This is a genomic window from Maribacter sp. (assembly GCF_049667165.1).
In the GTDB taxonomy this organism is placed as follows: Bacteria; Bacteroidota; Bacteroidia; order Flavobacteriales; family Flavobacteriaceae; genus Maribacter_A.
Genome location: NZ_JBATHS010000018.1, coordinates 14,274 through 34,954, shown reverse-complemented (window position 1 = coordinate 34,954; position 20,681 = coordinate 14,274). Strand labels below are relative to the sequence as shown.

The 20,681-nt window shown below is 42.5% G+C and carries 15 protein-coding genes; 5 read left to right on the top strand and 10 right to left on the bottom strand.

The genetic code is table 11. The annotated features are described in order from the left end of the window. Both WBM98_RS00735 and WBM98_RS00730 read left to right on the top strand, forming a co-directional pair. Positions 1 to 471, top strand: a 471-nt coding sequence (locus tag WBM98_RS00735; protein WP_424364094.1) for a fasciclin domain-containing protein, incomplete at its 5' end; no start/stop codon positions are given. Between the two features lie 197 nt (positions 472 to 668). Further along, the gene (locus WBM98_RS00730) at positions 669 to 3,176 is read left to right on the top strand and encodes a fasciclin domain-containing protein (RefSeq protein WP_424364093.1); all 2,508 of its coding nucleotides are present in this window, start codon (positions 669 to 671) and stop codon (positions 3,174 to 3,176) included. 355 nt (positions 3,177 to 3,531) lie between these two features. On the opposite strand, the gene yidC is transcribed toward WBM98_RS00730, so the two are convergent. The 7 genes from yidC to guaA form a co-directional block, all read right to left on the bottom strand. After that, positions 3,532 to 5,391 carry a membrane protein insertase YidC gene (gene yidC, locus WBM98_RS00725; protein ID WP_424364092.1) on the bottom strand — a complete coding sequence of 620 codons (1,860 nt, stop codon included), beginning with the start codon at positions 5,389 to 5,391 and terminating at the stop codon, positions 3,532 to 3,534. 76 nt (positions 5,392 to 5,467) lie between these two features. Continuing rightward, a complete protein-coding gene (locus tag WBM98_RS00720; RefSeq protein ID WP_424364091.1) occupies positions 5,468 to 7,105 on the bottom strand; it encodes a CTP synthase in 1,638 nt (545 codons plus the stop codon). Between the two features lie 63 nt (positions 7,106 to 7,168). Then, positions 7,169 to 7,402: a DUF3820 family protein gene (locus WBM98_RS00715; protein WP_424364090.1), complete on the bottom strand. Its 234-nt coding sequence runs from the start codon at positions 7,400 to 7,402 to the stop codon at positions 7,169 to 7,171. A 70-nt stretch (positions 7,403 to 7,472) separates the two neighbouring features. After that, complete coding sequence (locus WBM98_RS00710; protein WP_424364089.1) at positions 7,473 to 8,000, bottom strand: DUF922 domain-containing protein; 528 nt, start codon at positions 7,998 to 8,000, stop codon at positions 7,473 to 7,475. Next, positions 7,988 to 8,392 carry an OsmC family protein gene (locus tag WBM98_RS00705; RefSeq protein ID WP_424364088.1) on the bottom strand — a complete coding sequence of 135 codons (405 nt, stop codon included), beginning with the start codon at positions 8,390 to 8,392 and terminating at the stop codon, positions 7,988 to 7,990. The genes WBM98_RS00710 and WBM98_RS00705 overlap by 13 nt, the downstream gene beginning before the upstream one ends. A 7-nt stretch (positions 8,393 to 8,399) precedes the next feature. Next, positions 8,400 to 10,589 carry a LysM peptidoglycan-binding domain-containing protein gene (locus WBM98_RS00700; protein WP_424364087.1) on the bottom strand — a complete coding sequence of 730 codons (2,190 nt, stop codon included), beginning with the start codon at positions 10,587 to 10,589 and terminating at the stop codon, positions 8,400 to 8,402. Positions 10,590 to 10,591: 2 nt separating this feature from the next. After that, entirely contained in the window at positions 10,592 to 12,124 is a 1,533-nt protein-coding gene (gene guaA, locus WBM98_RS00695) for a glutamine-hydrolyzing GMP synthase (RefSeq protein WP_424364086.1), read from the bottom strand. Between the two features lie 271 nt (positions 12,125 to 12,395). Here guaA and WBM98_RS00690 point away from each other — a divergent pair, with 271 nt between their 5' ends. Both WBM98_RS00690 and WBM98_RS00685 read left to right on the top strand, forming a co-directional pair. After that, the gene (locus tag WBM98_RS00690) at positions 12,396 to 12,776 is read left to right on the top strand and encodes a hypothetical protein (protein WP_424364085.1); all 381 of its coding nucleotides are present in this window, start codon (positions 12,396 to 12,398) and stop codon (positions 12,774 to 12,776) included. Positions 12,777 to 13,092: 316 nt separating this feature from the next. Continuing rightward, positions 13,093 to 13,635: a pyridoxamine 5'-phosphate oxidase family protein gene (locus tag WBM98_RS00685; protein ID WP_424364084.1), complete on the top strand. Its 543-nt coding sequence runs from the start codon at positions 13,093 to 13,095 to the stop codon at positions 13,633 to 13,635. A 7-nt stretch (positions 13,636 to 13,642) separates the two neighbouring features. Here WBM98_RS00685 and WBM98_RS00680 read toward each other — a convergent pair whose 3' ends face one another. Together WBM98_RS00680 and bshC are read right to left on the bottom strand one after the other, a co-directional pair. Then, positions 13,643 to 15,013, bottom strand: a complete 1,371-nt coding sequence (locus WBM98_RS00680) for a pyridoxal phosphate-dependent decarboxylase family protein (protein WP_424364083.1) — start codon at positions 15,011 to 15,013, stop codon at positions 13,643 to 13,645. Between the two features lie 57 nt (positions 15,014 to 15,070). After that, positions 15,071 to 16,672 (bottom strand): bacillithiol biosynthesis cysteine-adding enzyme BshC, encoded by a 1,602-nt coding sequence (bshC, locus tag WBM98_RS00675; RefSeq protein WP_424364082.1) that lies wholly within the window; start codon positions 16,670 to 16,672, stop codon positions 15,071 to 15,073. A 168-nt stretch (positions 16,673 to 16,840) separates the two neighbouring features. On the opposite strand from bshC, the gene WBM98_RS00670 reads away from it, so the two are divergent. Beyond that, positions 16,841 to 19,303: a M14 metallopeptidase family protein gene (locus WBM98_RS00670; RefSeq protein WP_424364081.1), complete on the top strand. Its 2,463-nt coding sequence runs from the start codon at positions 16,841 to 16,843 to the stop codon at positions 19,301 to 19,303. 1 nt (position 19,304) lies between these two features. Here the strand turns inward: WBM98_RS00670 and WBM98_RS00665 are convergent, their stop codons facing one another. Then, positions 19,305 to 20,627: a GntP family permease gene (locus WBM98_RS00665; protein WP_424364080.1), complete on the bottom strand. Its 1,323-nt coding sequence runs from the start codon at positions 20,625 to 20,627 to the stop codon at positions 19,305 to 19,307. Positions 20,628 to 20,681 lie beyond the last annotated feature (54 nt).

Here is a 20,681-nt window from a genome sequence, read left to right as displayed (position 1 = left end):
GCTGTAATTGATTTACCAACGGTAGTTACTTTTGCAGTTGCAGATCCAAATTTCTCAACCCTGGTTACTGCGTTGACCGAATTGACTCCTGCGACTGATTTCGTTGCGGTGTTAAGTACACCAAATGGTACTGACCCAGCGCCGTTTACTGTATTTGCGCCAACGAATGAGGCATTTGCAGCCTTGGCCGCTATACCTGAAGAAGATGTGTTGACTCAAGTTTTACAGCATCATGTAATTGCAGGAGCCAATGTTCGCTCTACCGATTTAACCCCAGATGGGGATACTGTAGCCACCACTTTGGAAGGGGATAGTATGACGATTACGCTTCCTGGCACAGGGGACAATATCGCTGATGTCACCGATGGCGCTGGAAATTCAGGTATTGGAATAATCGCCGTGGATGTTCAAGCCAATAATGGGGTAATACATGTATTGAACCAGGTCATGATACCCGATACGACAAATTGATGGATAAATTGATTTGATGATTGAAAAAGCCGCCTTGTGCGGCTTTTTTTTGTGACCAATCCGACAGACAAGGCATTGAGTTTCAATTATTTTGTTAAACTTTTTATAATTAATATTGAACAAGACGCAACCTTTTGTATTATTGTTTATCTTTTTAATGTAAACGTTAAACATTTTAATTTCTAAAAACACCCACTATGAAAAATGTAAAACAACTCCAAAGATTTTTTTTCTTGGCGTTATTATCATTGTTCGTTATATCCTGTGACAAGGATGAGAATGATAATCAAGCCAAGGACGATGTTCAACTGAATATCGTTGAAACAGCTGCAAGCCAAGACGCTTTAAGCGCTTTGGTCGCCGCTTTGACCAAGGCAGACGAAAAGGAAGGTACCGATTTGGTTCAAACCTTAAGTGGCGAAGGGCCATTCACCGTTTTCGCACCAACCAATGAAGCCTTTACGGCACTTCTTGGTGCTTTGGATGGTTATGATTCCTTAGATGATTTTGATACCGATGAGGAGAAAGCCCTTTTGGCCACTATTCTCACCTACCACGTCGTTGCAGGGGTGGCTGCCAAATCCACCGATTTAAGCAATGGGCAAACCATAGCTACCGTTCAAGGGGAAGAGGTGGCCATTAATTTGGATGGCGGTGTTTTTGTACAAGATGCCACCGAAACCGATGCCTCTGTGTTGATTCCCGATGTAATGGCTAGTAATGGTGTAGTACACGTTATTAACAAAGTGCTTTTACCACAAGCAATTATAGATGCTTTGAATGGTGAGGAAGAAGAGGAAGAGGAATTAGGAACCCTTGTAGATATTGTTGTAGAAGCTGAAAGCCTTTCTATTTTGGAAGCTGCCGTGCTTAAAGCGGACTTGGCAGGAACCTTAAGTAGCGAAGGGCCATTTACGGTATTTGCCCCAAGCGATGATGCATTCGTTGCCCTTTTGGATATTTTGGGAGATGATTACAACAGTTTGGATGATTTCGATACCGAGGAAGAAATGATGTTATTGAAAAACATTCTTCTATATCATGTTATACCCGCAGAAGTTAAAGCCGATGACCTCGCTGAAGGATCGGTCGCTACCGCATTGGGTGAAAATTCCATCCATGTTATCGCCTCAGGGGAGACCTTCGTTATAGGGGATGCTTCGGATGTTGACGCCAATATAACAGGGACAGATATTATGGCTTCCAACGGGGTTGCCCATACGATAGATAAAGTTTTATTGCCACAGTCGGCCATTGACTTTGTTACTTCCTTAAGTTTAAAGACCATAGTCGAAATTGCAGTTGAAACCGATGATTTGAGCCTTTTGGTAGGTGCACTCCAACAAGCGAATGCCGGGTTGGTGGAAACTTTAAGTGGTGATGGCCCGTTTACGGTCTTCGCACCGACCAACGAAGCATTTATGGCCTTATTGGATGCCCTTGGGGATGACTACCATAGTTTGGCAGATTTTGACACTCAAGAGGAAAAAGACCTTTTGGTCAAGGTACTGACGTATCATGTTGTTGCTGGTACCGCTGCATTCTCAACAGACTTGAGCGATGGCCAGATGATTGAAACTTTCCAAGGGGAAAGCGTAGGTGTCAATATCAAAGACGGCATGGTACATATCGTAGATGCCACGGACTCAAACGCAACCGTCGTTCTTGCCGATGTAAAGGCCAGTAACGGAGTGGTTCACGTGATCAACAAGGTTTTATTACCCCAAGAGGTATTGGATATACTAGCTGCTTCCAGCTTAAAGACCATTGTTGAAATTGCCGTTGAAACCGATGATTTGAGCCTATTGGTAGGTGCCTTACAACAAGCGAACGCTGGGTTGGTAGAAACCTTAGGTGGAGATGGACCGTTTACAGTTTTCGCACCGACCAACGAAGCCTTTATGGCCTTATTGGATGCCCTCGGAAATGACTACCATAGTTTGGCTGATTTTGATACCCAAGCTGAAAAAGACCTATTGGTCAAGGTATTGACGTATCACGTTGTTGCTGGTGCCGCTGCATTCTCAACAGACTTGAGCAATGGCCAAATGATTGAAACCGTACAAGGGGAAAAGGTAGGAATCAGCCTTATGGGTGGAATGGTCTACATAAAAGATGCTACTGATAACAATGCGAAAGTGGTTTTGGCGGATGTTGAGGCCAGTAATGGTGTGGTCCACGTAATCAATAAAGTGTTGTTGCCTCAAGAAGTTTTGGATATTTTAAGCCCACCAGTTCCTAATATTGTGGAAACGGCACAGAGCGTAGATGAATTGAGTCTCTTGGTTGATGCCTTGATCCAAGCCGATGCTGGATTGGTGGAAGCCCTTAGTGGCGAAGGTCCGTTTACGGTTTTTGCACCGACGAATGCGGCTTTTGAAGATCTATTGGCCCTGATACCCAATTGCGGCTCCATAGCTGATTTCGATACAGATGAAGAAAAGGCCTTATTGGCAAAGATATTGACCTATCATGTGGTCGCAGGGGCAGCAGTAGCCTCCGGAGACCTAAGTGACCATCAGGAAATCGTAACCTTGCATGGCGAATCATTATTTGCAATCATAGATCATGGTGTGGCCATTAGGGATAAAACACATACCGATGCAAACGTAGCCATAGCCGATGTTATGACCAGTAATGGCGTGGTTCATGTTATCGATAAGGTTTTACTTTCCCAAGAAGTGTTAACGCTTTTAGGTCATTAAGTCAGGTATTGTTTAGTTGATTATTTATTGGTTGTTCAAAAACTTCCTCGTGTTAAATTCGAATATCAATCGCATTTAAACTTGGAAGTTTTTTTATGGTATTTCCGCATCTTAAATCACCTTAATATTTTACAAACAACAATACCAGAACCTTTGGCATACATAATCAGACGCTTTACAACTTTTAATTCGTAAACGGACTATTTAAACCCATCTTTGAACTCCCAAATCTTACCAAACTAAACCTAATTAATGCTAAAAGCCCTGACGAAACTGCCAGGGCTTTTTTTATTGATATGTTGCACTTTTAGAGCGAAGTGGAATTGCAGATAATCGTTGTTTTCAGCAACCGATTTTATTTTCTACCAGTTTTCTTTTGTTCTTCTGCCTGCTCCATCATTTCGCGCATCTTACGTTGAAATTTATTCTCCTTTTTGGGCTTCTGTTTATTCACCTGTATCTGTGCATGGATCTTTTCATCGTCCAGGATGAACTTTTTGATAGCCAACATGATGAAAATGGTAATCAGGTTTGATACAAAGTAGTATAAACTCAAGCCACTGGCATAGTTGTTAAAGAAGAAGAGCATCATAAATGGCATCAAGTACATAATGAACTTCATGTTCGGCATGCCCGGTTGCTGCGGCATATTCTGGCCTGTGGTCATCATCATATAAAAGAAGATGGCTATTGATGCCAAAATCGGGAACAAACTTACATGATCGCCATAAAAGGGAATTGAAAATCCTTCCGGAAATTGATAAATTGTATCGAAAGATGAAAGGTCATCTGCCCATAAGAACGATTTTTGACGTAATGCAAAGGAGGTTGGGAAGAACATGAACAGGGCATAGAAAATCGGCATCTGTAAAAATGCGGGCACACAACCGCTCATGGGACTGACCCCGGCCTTGTTATAAAGCTTCATGGTCTCTTGCTGCTTTTTCATTGCATTATCCTTATACTTTTCACCCAACTCGGTAATCTCAGGTTTTAAGACTTTCATCTTTGCTTGGGACAGGTACGACTTATAGGTCACCGGTGACATGGCCAAACGAACTAAAATTGTCATAATGACAATGGCTATTCCATAAGGGAAGTACGTACTTAAAAAGGAATAAAAAGGAGTGAATACATACCTGTTGATCCAGCCAAAAATCCCCCAGCCAAAAGGAATTGAATCTGCCAGTCCTAAATCTTGGTACTCCTCCAACACATCAACATCCGTTGGGCCGTAATACCAATTCAGATTCTGGGAAAGCTCGCCCCCATTCATCTCCAATGCCACTTTGGAATCGTACATCTTGGTAAATCCGAAGGTTCTACTTTCCTCTTTCACCAAGTTTACCGACGATAATTCCGCTTTCTTGAATTTTTCCTTCGTGGCCAGGATCGAGCTAAAGAAATGCTGTCGGTACGACAACCATTTCACATCCGATTCGATCTCCTCATCATCACTGCCCTCAGAGAGTTTGCTTATTTTCCCATCTTCATGGTTATAGGTAAGACGCGTATACCTGTTTTCGTATTCAATACTCTTTGAATGGCGGATTCCTTTTAATTGCCACTCCAATTGGATAGGACTGCTACTATTGATTACCCCATTCAACCCTTGGGAACGAATAGTGAAATCAACCAAATAATCATTCGGTTTCATCTCGTACCGATATTCAAGATATTTATCAGGCGACACCTTGGCTTTCATTGAAAGCACTTGATTGTCCCCATTTTTCTCCGTAGAGGGCTCAAAGTAAAGGTCCTTGGTATTCAGCACCCTATTGTCAGTGGTAGAAAAATTCAGGCCAAAAGAGGCATTCCCATCCTTTACCAAATATACCGGGACGGAATCATAGGTCACGAATTTCCGCATTTTGGCCTCAGTAATCTGTCCTCCCTTATTGCTTATTTTCAAGGTGACCAATTCATTTTGCAAGGTAGAAACGCCATCTGAAGGTGCCGTAAAACCAAAAGCCCCGATGGCACTTTTATAATTGGCAACGGTGGTGGAATCCTGAAGATCTATGGCCACGGGAGCCTCTTCGGTGACTACGGGTGTTTCGTCCGTTTTCGATTCGGCCTCGACCTGTTCTTGTTTGGCTTTTTGGGCCTCTAGTTCTTCCGGTGTAGGTCTGTTTTGGTAAAACATGAAAATAAGTATCCCAAAAATCAACACAAAGCCGATAATAGAATTAATATCTAATTTCTTTTCTTCCATTTAAAATTGAATTTGTACCCACCCGTACTTCGTGAAGGTCATAAACAGTCTGCAAATATATGTCCAAATAGGCAGTTTATGCCATACTGGCATTAGTTTGTTCTTTTTTATGGATTAATGCAGCCTTGACCAACCCGACAAATAAGGGATGAGGATTTGCTACGGTACTTTTATATTCAGGATGGTACTGTACCCCGATAAACCAAGGATGATCGGGCAATTCTATGATCTCGACCAAGCCTGTCTCCTTATTGATACCGGAGGTCACTAACCCGGCACTTTCCAATCGGTCCTTATAATCGTTGTTGAATTCATACCGGTGACGGTGACGCTCCGAAATATCCACAGCCCCATGATACACTTTTTGCACCAAGGTGCCGTCTTTCAAATGACAATCCCAAGCCCCCAATCGCATCGTTCCTCCTTTATTGGTAATCGTCTTTTGTTCTTCCATTAAACTGATCACGGGATCTGGCGTACTCCCATCCATTTCGGTGGAATTGGCCTTGGCAAGACCCAATACATTACGCGCAAATTCAATGACCGCCATTTGCATACCCAGACATACCCCTAAAAACGGAATTTTGTTTTCCCGGGCATAGCGCACGGCTTCGACCTTCCCTTCGATGCCACGCTCCCCAAATCCTGGGGCCACCAAAATACCGTCCAATCCATGTAATTTTTTTTCAATGTTCTTCTTGGAAAGGTGTTCCGAATGGATGAATTGTACATTCACACGGACCTCATTACTGGCTCCCGCATGTATGAAAGATTCCAAAATGGACTTATAGGAATCCTGCAACTCTACATATTTACCGACCAAACCAATGGTTACCTCGTGTTTGGGATTTTTATGACGGTACAGGAATTCATCCCATTGTTTCAAATCAGGGATGGTAGCATCAGGTAATGCCAATTTTTTTAGGGCTACGGTATCCAAACCTTCCTCTTGCATAAGGATGGGCACATCGTATATCGTTGAGGCGTCAATCGATTGAATTACCGCTTCGCGCCGTACATTACAGAATAAGGCAAGTTTGTCCTTGATTTCATCCGATAATTCGTGTTCGGTTCTACAGACCAGGATATCGGCTTTAATTCCGCTCTCCATCAAGGTTTTCACCGAATGTTGTGTAGGTTTTGTCTTAAGCTCCCCGGCAGCCGATAAATACGGCACGAGTGTTAAGTGTATTACAATGGCATTATTGTCGCCCAACTCCCATAACAACTGGCGTACGGCCTCTATGTAGGGTAGGGATTCAATATCACCCACAGTACCTCCGATTTCGGTAATTACGATATCGTATTCACCACTTTTGCCCAGTATCTGAACCCGCTCCTTGATCTCAATGGTAATATGGGGCACGACCTGAACGGTTTTGCCCAAAAACTCCCCACGACGTTCTTTCTCGATGACACTCTGGTAAATCCTTCCCGTCGTTACGTTATTGGCTTGGGAGGTCTTTACATTCAGAAAACGCTCGTAATGCCCTAGGTCCAAATCGGTCTCCGCCCCATCATCGGTCACATAGCATTCCCCATGCTCATATGGATTCAGGGTTCCTGGATCAACATTGATATAGGGGTCTAATTTTTGGATGGTTGTTTTGTAACCCCTAGCTTGAAGTAATTTGGCCAAGGATGCGGCTATAATCCCTTTTCCAAGAGATGACGTAACCCCACCGGTTACAAAAATATATTTCGTCTGTGACATGAAGCGTTCGATTGAGTTCGTAACGCAAGCAAAAATACAAATTGCATTAACAAAATGTAGGGATTACCTAGGAAATTCTTTCTGAATCTTACGAACAAGGGGTTCCAAACCATTGATTTTAATCTCTAACATCGACCGTAGTAAGTCCCCAAGCTTTCCATCGGGAAATCCTTTTTGCCGATACCATACCAAATAGGGCTCGGGCAGATCGACCAAATAACGATTTTTGAACCTACCGAAAGGCATTTTATAATGGGCAAGCTCAATAAGTTTCTTATAATCTGGTCGTATCTCCATAGGATTTATCTCAAGGAATTTTCCAAAACCATATTTTACCCCTCATATTCTTACCCTTATAAACAAAAGATCACTCGGTCAATGCCGCCTCAATTTTGGCGTTCCAAAGCAATTGTTGTTCCTCATTCCTTGAAAAATTGGTCTCCTTATCATAAAGGTCTTGAAACGCTTCCAATTCTTCAAGAATTTCGCGATAAATGGTTTTTACCTCAGCCTTGACATTGTTGGTGAATGTTGCTGTTGCCAAACGCGCTCGCATCTTACGGGCATAAAGTTCTGAGATATCGAAGTGCAATTGTTCATGGCTCAAGATCAAGGAATCACATAAATGGGATTGGTACCAGGATTTATAAGGATAAAAAAAAGTGGTGACCGTATAATCGATGGCCATTTTATCAGGGGTCCCTATGGTTGCAAATTGATAGGTGATGCCACTGGCCGTCGTGGCAGCGGCCCTATCCCTAACGGGAGCCTCCCCTTTAAAATCTTCCCATGTCAGTTTGCGGTTCGGACTCCATGGTATGGCTTCATCATCACCTTGGGCGTACCCCGTTCCCATGGCCATAAAAAAAACAAGTATATACCTTAACGTATCCACTGGAAGGAAATGACTTTTTCGATATCAGGATGCAAACTATAAAGCACGGGGCATGTTCTGGCCGTATGCTCCAATATTTTTCGATGCTTGTCATTGACACCGGAAGGCAACGTCATTTTTACCTCTATTTTACAAATTCTTCGGGGGTCGGACGCCATATGTTTGGTCACTTCTGCCTCAGTATCGATCAAATCGATCTCTAAATCCCTGGCCTTTATGCCCATCATTGTAAGCATGCAACTGGCCAGACCGGTAGCAACAGTGTCCGTTGGGGAAAACGCCTGCCCCAATCCATTATTATCCACCGGGGCATCGGTAATAAAAGTGTCCCCTGAGCGAATATGCTCACAGGTGGTCCGTAAATTTCCAGTATACGTTACTTTAGAGGTCATGCTATTATTATTTTACTTGAACCACCCTTAGATTATCGATCATCATAATATAGGAAGCCTGGTTAAAATATCCAGAGCCCATGTCCTTTTCATAGGAGAATTTATTCCCGGTATACTCCGTTTCCCCGATTATTTTGGAAACATCTTTCAAATTGTTCTTATACGCCAATTTCAAAAGCAGGTCATACGTTAAATCAAAACCGCGTACCGCATATCGGTCGGGCTCATCCCCAAAGCGTTTTATATAGGCTTCAATAAATCCACTATTCGTCGCTTCCCGATATACAGAGGGATAAGTAAAGTGAAGATTTGATAAATGGGTACTCGAAATGATATCATTATCAAAATCACTGTTTTTATTGGTCGTGAACATCCGTATCTTGAGTTTTGACTTGCTGGTGTCCGGATTTAATAAAGAAGACTCAAAAGCATTTAATATGGAAACAACACTCGCGATCAACTTAAAATTCCCAGTTTCGACAAACACCCAATTTTCGACTTCCTCAGATAGATATGTGGCCAACTTATCCCTATTGATTCCAATATTCTTTTCCTCTTCCTTCACCTGAAGAACTTTCGCATTGGGAAATCTTTCTAGGATCAACGCCTTATTTGTTTGGCCTTTTTCATCGGCAATGATGATCATATTCTGATCGGACAAACTATCCTGAACGAAGGAAAGCATTTTGTCGCGCAACACCTCTTCTGAGGTATAGGAAAAAAATACATTGTTCAGGCTTAAATCACTTTTTGCAGGTATGGGAGCGATAACGGGTACCCCATATTGGGCCGCCCGCACTGCCACTTCCTTCAAGGAAGGAAGATCCAGGGGACCTACAATGGCACTGACATCAGCCAAGTTTTCCCGAAGAAGAATTTCCTTGGTCTTCGAAAGATCCAATTGATTGTCATACGTCTTTACATCTACGGAAACACCCAATTTAGCAATGGAATCTATGGCCATTAAGGCTCCCGAATAAAGCCCCAGACTATATTTTAAACTGTTTCTGTTCTCAATGATTTCCTGTACCGACTCTTTGTTCTTCAAATCCAATCGATCCAACCGGAAAGGGAAAAGAAATACCAATTTCGGATGGTTGATCGGATTTATACTATCCAAAAGATTGATCTTGTCAAGCACCAAGGAATGGCGTACCTCAAAATCACCCATTTGGTCCTTGGGCAACTTCAAGATCATCCCTGCTTTCAAGCCTTCCCTTAAATCGGGATTCAATGCCAAAAGATCTTTATAGGAAATACCCAATTTTCGGGTGAGCGAAAATTCGGTTTGTTTAGGCTTCACCTCATAAAAAATAAAGTTATCGGTATTTACCGCACCAGGATCGGCCTTTATTTCCGGAATACGAATGACCATGCCTTCTTTCAAACCTCCCCGTTCCGCTATTTCGGGATTCAGCCTGACAATTTCATCCGCTTTGATATTGAATTCTTTTTCCAAACGGTAGAAATTCATTTTGGCCGGTACGGTATACGACATATACAACTGTGTTTCTTGGCCTTGAAGGGTACTTCCTGGAGGTTTGGGCATTCTGAGTTCTTGACCTTCAGATAAATAATCGTTTATTTTCGATAGCCCAGGATTCAACACCAACATGCTATCGATGGTAATCCCATATTTATGGGCAATACTCCAACGGGTTTCCTTTGGGGCCACGGTATATATTTCATAATCTTCCTCAGTAAGGGCATTCTCGTCGGGCTTGACCCTTTTATACTTGGGAATTCTAAGTTTCATGCCCTTTTTAAGTTGGGATGCGTATAATTCAGTATTATACTTTTTTATGTCATCCTCTTTGATCTGATAGCGCTGGGCTATACCATAGAGCGTTTCCTTTTTTCGAACTTTATGGGTCGTAAAACCTATTGGCTCCTCCTGTACGGGTTCTTCCTTTTCAAAAAGCGTTTCGGTTTCCTTCACGGTACCGTCTCCCTTGACCTCAGGCACCTTGGCTCCAATCGGAATCACCAAAACCGTATTGGGTTGTATAGCGACACCTTGTTTGATCTCTTTGTTGTAGGTCATGATCGAATATGGAGTCACGTTGTACTGTTTGGAGATACTTTCCAAAGTCTCTCCTTTCTTTACCGCATGGGTCGTGAATTTTTGGGCCATTACCGTGCTCCCCATCATAATGAAAAGTAGGAACACCAAGCCATTCTTGAAAATCTGATTCATAACTATTCCCATTCTATGGTAGCCGGGGGTTTAGAACTTATATCATAAACCACTCTGTTTACGCCCGGCACCTTGTTTATTATCCTATTGGACGTTTTTTGTAAAAATTCATAGGGCAGATCCACCCAGTCAGCCGTCATACCATCGGTACTTTCAACGGCCCGTAAAGCTACACATTTTTCATATGTTCTTTCGTCGCCCATGACGCCTACACTATTTACGGGCAAAAGCATGGCCCCGGCCTGCCATACCTTGTCATAAAGTCCCCATTCCCTTAAACCATCGATGAAAATAGCATCAACTTCTTGTAAAATGGCCACTTTTTCACGGGTTATATCCCCCAAAATACGTATGGCCAATCCCGGTCCAGGGAACGGATGCCGACCCAATCGCTCATCCTCTATATGCATACTCGCCCCGACTCTTCGCACCTCATCCTTGAACAACATTTTAAGAGGTTCCACTACTTTCAATTTCATAAAATCGGGCAAACCCCCCACATTATGATGGCTTTTTATGGTGGCCGATGGGCCTCCTGTCACAGAAACGGATTCGATGACATCAGGGTAAATGGTGCCCTGTGCCAACCATTTCGCATCTTCTACCAAATGGGCCTCATCATCAAAAACGTCGATAAAGCTCTTACCAATGATCTTGCGCTTTTCCTCAGGATCGCTTACCCCTGCCAATGCATCCAAAAAGCGTGCCGAAGCGTCTACCCCTTTTACATTCAATCCCATATGTTGGTATTGGTCGAGCACATCCTGGAACTCATTTTTTCGCAGTAACCCATTGTTTACGAAAATACAATGCAAATGCTTGCCGATGGCCTTATGTAATAAAACGGCAGCAACGGTGGAGTCTACTCCCCCTGACAATCCTAGAATCACCTTATCATTCCCGATTTTTTGCTTAAGATCGGCCACCGTAGTTTCCACGAAAGCATCCGGTGTCCAGGTTTGTTTCAAGCCGGCGATATGAACCAAGAAGTTTTCCAATAGCAATTTTCCTTGGGTGGTATGATAGACTTCAGGATGGAATTGAATGCCATAGGTCAATTCTCCATCTATTTTATACGCAGCATTTTTAACATCACCGGTACTCGCCAAAATCACGGCCTTTTCGGGCAATTCCTGAATGGTATCACTATGACTCATCCAAACTTGGCTTCCATCGATGATTTCATAAAAGAAGCGTTCATCATTTTTTATATTAGTCAATCTGGCACGGCCATACTCCCTAGTATTCGATGGCGCCACCAGTCCTCCATTGAAATGGGCCAAGTATTGGGCCCCATAACAAACGCCTAGAAGCGGAATCTTTCCTTTGATCTGGGATAGGTCGGGATGGGGTGCATCTTCCGATCGGACCGAATAAGGTGAACCTGAAAGAATGACTGCCTTATAGATCGACATATCCTTTGGAACTTTGTTATACGGTTTTATTTCACAGAAAATATTCAGTTCCCGAACCCTTCTAGCGATGAGTTGCGTATACTGGGAACCAAAATCAAGTATTAGGACGTTATTTTGCATGGGCAAAAATAGTAAAATGCAAAAATCATTAAAGCTTCTGATGCGGATATTTATCCAACAAACCGAAAACTTATAAACAAGAATTAAGGGTTTATGCCCAAAGACGGGATTCCCAATTTTAAAGGGCGCCATGGATTGCAATGGGAAAAGTAGGGCCACACCTCAAATAAGAGGCCTATTTATCGTCATTTTACAAGGGGTTTTCATAGAAATTCGTTATTTTTATTGTACGAACCCATCGCAATTTATTTTAAACATAAAACCTTATAATATGCAGACAGAAGCAGTGTATTCGAGTGATCTTACCTTTAATCTGGAAATTTGGAAAAGGGAATTGAAGTTTCATAAGTCCGAACTGGATATGTTTCAACAAAAACTGGAAGAAATTGCCGGTAGGGATGATATTGAAACGTCCTCATACGAATTGGAGAGTTATCAGAATAGAATAATAATCGAACGTGATGCCATTAATAAATTATTGCATCGTTGCCGTGCCAAGTTAGGCAATCTGCATAGCGCGGACCATTACAAGAATGTAGACGGCCAGATACAATATGAAAAGCGCTCGTTATATGACGATCTAAGACATTATATAAAATTGCATTACGATTTTAAGGAAGATATCATGGACTTCTTTCTGAAATGGTTGTGATATCTGCAAACGAAACCAAAACCTTCCTTACATAAAAAGAAAAAGCCTCGACCCTACATCGAGGCTTTTTTAATCAAAATCAAAAAACCAACCTAACACATGAACGTATTGATTATTAAATTTAATTTTCCAATTCATAGCAATTTGTATATATAACAACCGACCCTTAAAATACCCTACTTTTTTTTATTGTTTTTTTTTAAATTCAAAATACAGGGCTGTAATGCCTTGGAAAACCCCTCCCCAAGGCCAAATTATTATTTTTTTATAGGTCATTTTCACTATCTTTAGCTGAAGTCAATATAATTGATATGCAATGAAGAACTTTTTTGATGAAATAAAATTGGAATTACAAAAGGGTGCCAAAGAAAAAAAGCATCCCTTCCATTATTTCACAATCGCTACACTAGGTGTCGACAAATTTGCCAGATTAAGGCTGGTTGCCCTTAGAAATGTTTCGGAAGATCTAAAAATGACCTTTTTTACGGACAAGCGTTCCAAAAAAGTAGTCCATATCAAAGAAAATCCTCGTGTCACCCTATTGTTCTATAATCCGTCGAAGCTGCTGCAATTGCGTATTGAAGGCATGGCAAGTATCAATTCAGATCAATTCCAGATTCAGAAAACCTGGGAAGGGATAGGTGACGAGGCAAAGAAAGACTATCAGACCCTGACGGCCCCCGGAACTGCCCTAGCCCATCCTGATTCCTTGGAATATTTAAAAGAAGGTGACTTTTTTTCGATTGTGGACATCGAACCTTTTAGGATTGAGTATCTAATGCTCGATCCCGAAAGACATATCAAGGTGAAGTTCACCAAAAATGGGGATACTTGGTCTAAGGAATACTTGGTGCCCTAACGGCTTATCATTCCATCGACTGCAAAATTGCAACGATATCCTCAATAGTGGTGTCCGGATTGATAAAACAAAACCGGGCTACCGTCTCCGATATTCCTTTTGATTTCCATTTCGTAGGCGTTACCAAAGCGAAACCATCATCATGGTTCTTATAGGTCCATTTCCTATAATCTTCAGGAGCCCACCCCTTACGCCTAAAAAGAACACAGGAAAGACCAGGTTCCCGAACCAATTCCAGGTCATTATGGTCCGAAATGAGTTCGCCGGCCAAATTCGCCAATTTTATACCCTCCTGCACGGCCCACTTATATTTATCGGTACCATGCATGGCCAAGGAAAACCAGAGCGGAAGCCCCCGTAATCTTCGGGTCAACTGTATTTGATAATCAGATGGATTGAAACCACTGCTTCCTTCATCCTTGAAGATTTCCAAATAAGAGCCTTCTTGTGAATGGGCTTCTTTGGCCAACTCAGGATTTTTATAAATTACCGCCCCGCAATCATAAGGCGAAAAAAGCCATTTATGGGGGTCGATGGTAATACTATCCGCTTTTTCAATGCCTTTAAACAAATGCCTCGCGGTATCGGATGCCAAAGCACCCCCCCCGTAGGCGGCATCGACATGAAACCAAAGGTCTTCGTCCTTACATACCTGGGCGATGCCCTCCAAATCATCAATGATACCGGCATTGGTGGTACCCCCTGTGGCCACTACGGCAAAGAGTCGTTTGCGCTGCATGGCATCCAACCGGGCAATTTTCTCTTTCAACATTGTGGCCGACATTAGATCCTCTGTTTCTACCATGAGGACATCGGCATCGATGACCTTGGCCATCGCCTTAATTGATGAATGTGCGCCTTCGGAGGTAATGACCAAGGCCTTAACATTCCGATTTTCTGGATTTTTTCTCCAATTCTCCCTTGCGGTCACCATGGCCGAAAGGTTCGCGGCCGTACCGCCACTCGTAAAAACACCAAACGCCCCTTCAGGCAACCCTGCCAAGGACACCAACCATTTCATGGCTTCATTTTCGCAGAAGATTCCACCCGCCCCTTCCATCCAATAGGCCCCATGGATACTAGAGGCCGAGGTAACCAAATCGAACATAATGGCTGCCCGTGTAGGTGCTGCCGGAACGAATGCCAGATGCCGGGGATGATCAATGGGCACGGTGGCCTTGACCAGTACATCCCTGAATAATCGAAACGCATTTTCGCCCCCAATGCCTTTGGGTGTTATGGTCTCTCCGACCAGTGCACGAAGTTCCTCCTCCTTTTTTGGTTTTCCTAGTTCGGGGGTTGTATTCGTAATTCGATTGATAGCGTATTTCATGACATCCAAGGTCATCTCTACCAACTCAATATCAATATTGTGCATCAAATGGATTTTATACAAAAATACGGGAATGTCGTCTAAGAACCTTTTAAAATTCCTCTAATGACGCAGTATGGCAAAATTGATTTCCAGTGGGTGAAGCCCTTTTATAAGCATGGGAATCAACCCCTCGCCATACGCTAGGTACAATTCAGAAAAATTGAGATGCCTTTCCTGTAACGATTGCCCCGGGAATAATTCGTTCTGTAGCAGGGTCATTCGTTCCACATGGTCCTTCAACTTGCGTTTTTGGGCCTTTAGCAAGCGATTTTCCAAGGCATCCAAACCTTTTAATTGCTTTACTTCCTGGGCTTTGACTGCCCCCAGAAAAGAGGCATCGGTTTGGGAAGCGATATCATACATATCCTTGAACTGCGCCTTTAACACCTCTTTCTGAGGCGAAAAATCGATGTCGATATTCGAAATTTCCCGTATTTTTTTATTGATTAATTGGTTTCGACTTAAAAATAGATCGGCCACCGATAGGTTCATTTTATCTAACTTCTGTTGTTGTTTCTGGGTCAACACAAGGGCCGAATTCCTTGGCAATAAAATGGGGAAGGCAACCCCCATGGCCTCAAAGGTGGACCGCAACTGTAGCCAATAGGCCAACTCCCCACCACCGCCAATATAGCATAGATTGGGAAGTATAATTTCTTGGTACAAGGGTCGACTGATAACATTGGGTGAAAATCGTTCGGGGTGGTTTTCCAACTCTTTTATCAAAGCTTCCTTATCGAATTGAATATCGGTATTGTATACCTGAAAAATATCCTTTCTCTGAACGATTCGTTCCCGAAGGTCATCCTTGACATAAAAATAGTTGATTTCCCTTGGGTTTACCTGAATGCCATAGGATTCGGGCATTTGTCTTAATTTGGCGTTGGCTTCGGAAACCTTGTTGAAGGCAACTTTCTCGAGAATATCCTTTTTGGCATAGGGCACCAACAACTTTTTTAAACGCTTATCGTCACCATCGACAATCACTAGACCGTACTTTCCAAAGAGCTCATTGGCCAAATAACGTGTTGCCTCGGTCAATGTGGGATGTTGTAGATAGGCCCTTTCAAATAGGTCTTTCAAGGCCTCAGCATTGGCACCCCCTCCCAACTCATGGGAAAAGGTAGCATAGACTTCTCGTAGGCCTTCGGTACTCAATCGTCCCACGGGGCCTGAAGCATCCCTATTCCATTGAATTTTTTTATTCTTGAAGTTGAAAAAATTGATCTCCTCAAAATCATGATCTTCAGTGGCCATCCAATATATTGGGACAAAATTGAACTTTGGATACGATTTCTTTAACGCAATGGTCAGATTGATGGTCGATACTATCTTGTAGAGAAAATATAAGGGTCCTGTAAATAAATTAAGTTGATGCCCGGTAACGACCGTAAAGGTAATGGGCTCTTTGAGCTGTATTAAATGCTCCTTGGTACTTTTTGAAAGAGTAATCCCTTGGTATTGTTCCTGGAGCGCATCGTACAAAATGGTTCGATGACCCTCTGGATAATTGACCAACTTTTCCTCGAGCTGCGCCTTAAAACCTTCCAAATCGGGAAAGCGATTGTAAAAGGAACTTAGTCCTTCCTTTTTATCGATATAATCACAGAATAACTCGGAAAAATATCCAGTTTGTTTAAAAGGTAAACAGTCAATATCCATAAATCATCAAAATATCCAGGTAAATATAAAACACTTGGGTCTTCTTGTTCCTAAAAATACGTTAATTACTTTAACCCTTAATCCGCAAAAGGTGGCAAGTTAAAGAAAGTTAAGGCCACCTATTCCTATAATTCATAAATTAGTCCACCATAAACCGAAATACCGAAAATGAAGCGAATTTTACTGCTCACCACGTTTATTTTAACCTATTCCATAGCGGCACAAAGCCTAAAATCACCCTCGGAATTTTTGGGGTATGAACTGGGCACGACATTCACAAGGCACCATGAGGTCGTTGCGTATTATGAATATCTGGCAAAAAATGCTCCAGACCGTATTCTTCTTCAGGAATATGGCAAAACAAACGAAAGGAGACCGTTGCTTCTAGCCCTTGTTTCCGCAGCCGGCAACATTAAGGATATTGAACAGATACGCACCGAACATATAAAAAGTACCCTGGGTGAAGGCAATGCCGAAAAGGCCATTGTTTGGCTAAGTTATAATGTACACGGAAATGAAAGTGTCAGTACGGAAGCTTCAATGCAAACCATATATGATCTATTGACCGATAAAAGGGCCTATTTGGAGAATACCATAGTGATCATGGACCCCTGTATAAACCCCGATGGTCGTGATCGCTATGTAAATTGGTACAATCAATATAAAAACACCCCGAACAATGTAGACCCCAATAGCAAGGAACACCATGAAGGTTGGTGGAATGGACGAAGTAATCATTATATGTTCGATCTAAATAGGGATTGGGCCTGGCTTACCCAGATCGAGAGCCAAAATAGACTGAAAGTCTATAACCAATGGTTGCCCCATGTTCATGTGGACTTTCACGAACAGGGGGTTGATAACCCCTATTATTTTGCACCAGCTGCCGAACCCTACCACGAGGTCATCACCCCTTTTCAAAGGGAATTTCAGACAACTATTGCCAAAAACCATGCAACGTATTTTGATGCCAATGGTTGGTTCTATTTTACAAAAGAAATTTTTGATTTGCTTTATCCCAGCTATGGGGATACGTATCCCATTTATAATGGAGGTATTGGTATGACGTATGAACAGGGTGGTAGCGGCAGGGCCGGATTGGGCATTGTGACCGCTATTGGGGATACCCTTACCCTGAATGATAGAATTGCCCATCACAGGACCACAGGACTGTCTACCGTGGAAGTAGCCGCCAAAAATGCCCAAAAGTTGAACGACGAATTCAAAAAGTTCTATGAGAACAAAAACTACAAATACAAAAGCTATGTTCTAAATGGGAATGTCGATAATATTGCCGCATTGACACGACTTCTGGACCAACACCAAATTAAATACGGATGGGGAAAGGCTGGCACCATCAAAGGTTTTAAATTCAATACAGGCAAATCGGGTAGCCTTAAAAGTACAGAAAACAGTTTGGTGGTCTCCATGGACCAACCGAAGCGTACCTTGGTGAAGGTTTTGTTAGAGCCAAATGCTAAATTAAGTGATTCGGTCACCTATGATATCACAGCATGGTCTTTGCCCTATGCCTATGGTTTGGATGCTATAGCATCTGAATCAAAGGTCGATTCTGAACAAAATCGAAGTTCGACAATCAACCCCCCAAAAGGCGCGAATATTTCCGCTAATGCTTATGCCTTTCTTTCTGAATGGAAGAGCCTAAAAGACGCCAAATTTTTGGCTGAGCTATTAAAAAGTAAAATTAAAGTACGTCATTCCAATAAAGCATTTTCTATTGAAGGAAATACATATCAAAGAGGAAGTTTGATTATTACGAAAGGTGATAACCAAAACCATAAATCATTTTTATCGAGCTTAACGGAAATTGCCTATAAACACAACATTTTGCTTCAGCCTGTTTCTTCTGGCTTGGTTGATTCCGGAAAGGATTTTGGATCCCCGTATGTTCAAATGATCACAAATCCAAAAATTGCGGTACTGTCTGGAGAACCCACATCAACCCTTCAATTTGGTGAAGTATGGCATTTTTTTGAACAGCAACTCAAGTATCCCATTACGGTAATCGATTCGGAGTATATGGGACGTGTGGATTTCTCGGAATACGATATCCTTATTTTACCCAACGGCTTTGGCTACAAAAAATTCCTGGATGATACCAAAGTGGGCGAATTAAAGCAATGGGTATCAGATGGAGGTAAATTGATTGCCATGGGTGGTGCCATTAAGGGACTTACTGGGGAAAATGGCTTTGAAATCAAGACCAAGGAAGTTGAAAAAGACTCTTCAGAAATCTTGGAAGTATTTGACGAATCCCAAAGGGAATCCATGAAAAAAGCCATTACCGGGGCGATTTTCAAGGCAAAGGTCGACAATACCCATCCTTTGGCCTACGGGTATCAGGATTCCTATTTCACCTTAAAATTGGGATCGGATGCCTATTCCCCTTTAAAAAATGGCTCTGTCGTTTATCTTGAAGACAATCAAAACATTCCTGTTGCCGGCTTTGCAGGAAGTGAGGCCCAACAGAAAATCGCAAATACCTTGGTGTTCGGGGTAGAACCGCATGGCTCAGGGCATGTGATTTATATGGTGGATAATCCGCTGTTCCGAGGCTTTTGGGAAAATGGAAAGCTGTTCTTCGCAAATGCCCTTTTTATGATAGAGTGATTTATGTGACAAAAAATGTGATCACATAAATGACACAGATAGCCGATACCCCAAGAATCAAGGTTCCTAAGGTTAAGGTTTTATTTCCTTGTTTTACATCCATACCGGTCAATTGGGTAAACACCCAAAAAAAACTGTCGTTGGCATGGGAAACGACCAATGACCCCGCTCCTATGGCCAAAACGGTCATTGTGGTCATCATGGTACTTTCCAAACCCAAGGCCGGCATCATGGGGGCAATGATCGATGCTGTGGTAATCAAGGCCACCGTAGATGAACCCTGTGTGGTTTTTAAACAGGCAGCCAATAAAAAAGGCAAAAACAGACCAATACTCAAATCTGAAAAGTTCTCTGTTATCAACGCTGCGATACCGGAGTTCTGTAACATCTTACCAAAAATACCTCCCGCTCCTGTTATCAGGATGATTGGAGCAGCTGACTTTAAAGCATCCCCGAACCATCCTGTAGCCGAATATACTTTATCATCCAACTTCTTGGGCAGCAACAGGGAGAGGGCCACCCCCACCAACAAAGCGATCACCGGTGTCCCAAAGAATGAAATCATCGGATAAAGTACACTCGACTTTAAATGGGCATCAGGATAGTCAAAAACTGATTTCAACACAATGAGAAGTATGGGTACAAAGATTGATAATAAGGACGTCAGCAGCTTAGGCTGATACCCCTTTACCTTTGCCTCTTCCAAGAAAATAGGAATCTTCACCCTTGAGGCGAACTTGGTCGCAAAGAAATAGCTAGGGACCAAAGCAATTGAACTCACTATAATGCCCCATAATATGACATTTCCCAAATCGGCATGTAATATACCTGCCGCCGCAATAGGCCCTGGGGTCGGTGGTACCATGACATGGGTGGCAAAAAGCCCCAATCCCAACGCAACCGAAGTCCCAGCATAGGACTTTTTTGCCCGATGTGATAAAGCCTTGTTCAAAGAATTCATCATGATAAAGGCACTATCGGCAAAAACAGGGATCGACATGATATACCCGGTCAGCAACATGGCCAAATGAATTGATTTTTCACCGATAACATCGATCATTTTTACGGCGATTACCATAGCTCCTCCCGATTTTTCCAAAACCGTACCAATAACCACCCCAAAAAAAATGATAAGACCTATGCTGCCCATAAGGCCGCCAAAACCTTCATTGATCGCGGCTAAAATGCTCGGGATTTCCATTCCGGTAATAAAACCATAGCCAATGGCCGCAATGAGAAGCACAAAAAAAGGATGGATTTTCCATTTTACGATGCCCAATATGATAAATGCCAAGGAAAGGACTAAAGCGAGGATATACAACATAATGAAGGGTCGGGTACAGGTTATTAGTATTCCTAAAAATAGGAATTATATTCC

Excerpts from the sequence above, each read along its gene's own strand:
- WBM98_RS00690 (WP_424364085.1), top strand. The coding sequence starts at position 12,396 with ATGCAGACAGAAGCAGTGTATTCGAGTGATCTTACCTTTAATCTGGAA.
- guaA (WP_424364086.1), bottom strand. The coding sequence starts at position 12,124 with ATGCAAAATAACGTCCTAATACTTGATTTTGGTTCCCAGTATACGCAA.
- WBM98_RS00700 (WP_424364087.1), bottom strand. The coding sequence starts at position 10,589 with ATGAATCAGATTTTCAAGAATGGCTTGGTGTTCCTACTTTTCATTATG.
- WBM98_RS00720 (WP_424364091.1), bottom strand. The coding sequence starts at position 7,105 with ATGTCACAGACGAAATATATTTTTGTAACCGGTGGGGTTACGTCATCT.
- WBM98_RS00730 (WP_424364093.1), top strand. The coding sequence starts at position 669 with ATGAAAAATGTAAAACAACTCCAAAGATTTTTTTTCTTGGCGTTATTA.
- yidC (WP_424364092.1), bottom strand. The coding sequence starts at position 5,391 with ATGGAAGAAAAGAAATTAGATATTAATTCTATTATCGGCTTTGTGTTG.
- WBM98_RS00685 (WP_424364084.1), top strand. The coding sequence starts at position 13,093 with ATGAAGAACTTTTTTGATGAAATAAAATTGGAATTACAAAAGGGTGCC.
- WBM98_RS00670 (WP_424364081.1), top strand. The coding sequence starts at position 16,841 with ATGAAGCGAATTTTACTGCTCACCACGTTTATTTTAACCTATTCCATA.
- WBM98_RS00665 (WP_424364080.1), bottom strand. The coding sequence starts at position 20,627 with ATGTTGTATATCCTCGCTTTAGTCCTTTCCTTGGCATTTATCATATTG.
- WBM98_RS00715 (WP_424364090.1), bottom strand. The coding sequence starts at position 7,402 with ATGGAGATACGACCAGATTATAAGAAACTTATTGAGCTTGCCCATTAT.
- WBM98_RS00705 (WP_424364088.1), bottom strand. The coding sequence starts at position 8,392 with ATGACCTCTAAAGTAACGTATACTGGAAATTTACGGACCACCTGTGAG.
- bshC (WP_424364082.1), bottom strand. The coding sequence starts at position 16,672 with ATGGATATTGACTGTTTACCTTTTAAACAAACTGGATATTTTTCCGAG.
- WBM98_RS00680 (WP_424364083.1), bottom strand. The coding sequence starts at position 15,013 with ATGCACAATATTGATATTGAGTTGGTAGAGATGACCTTGGATGTCATG.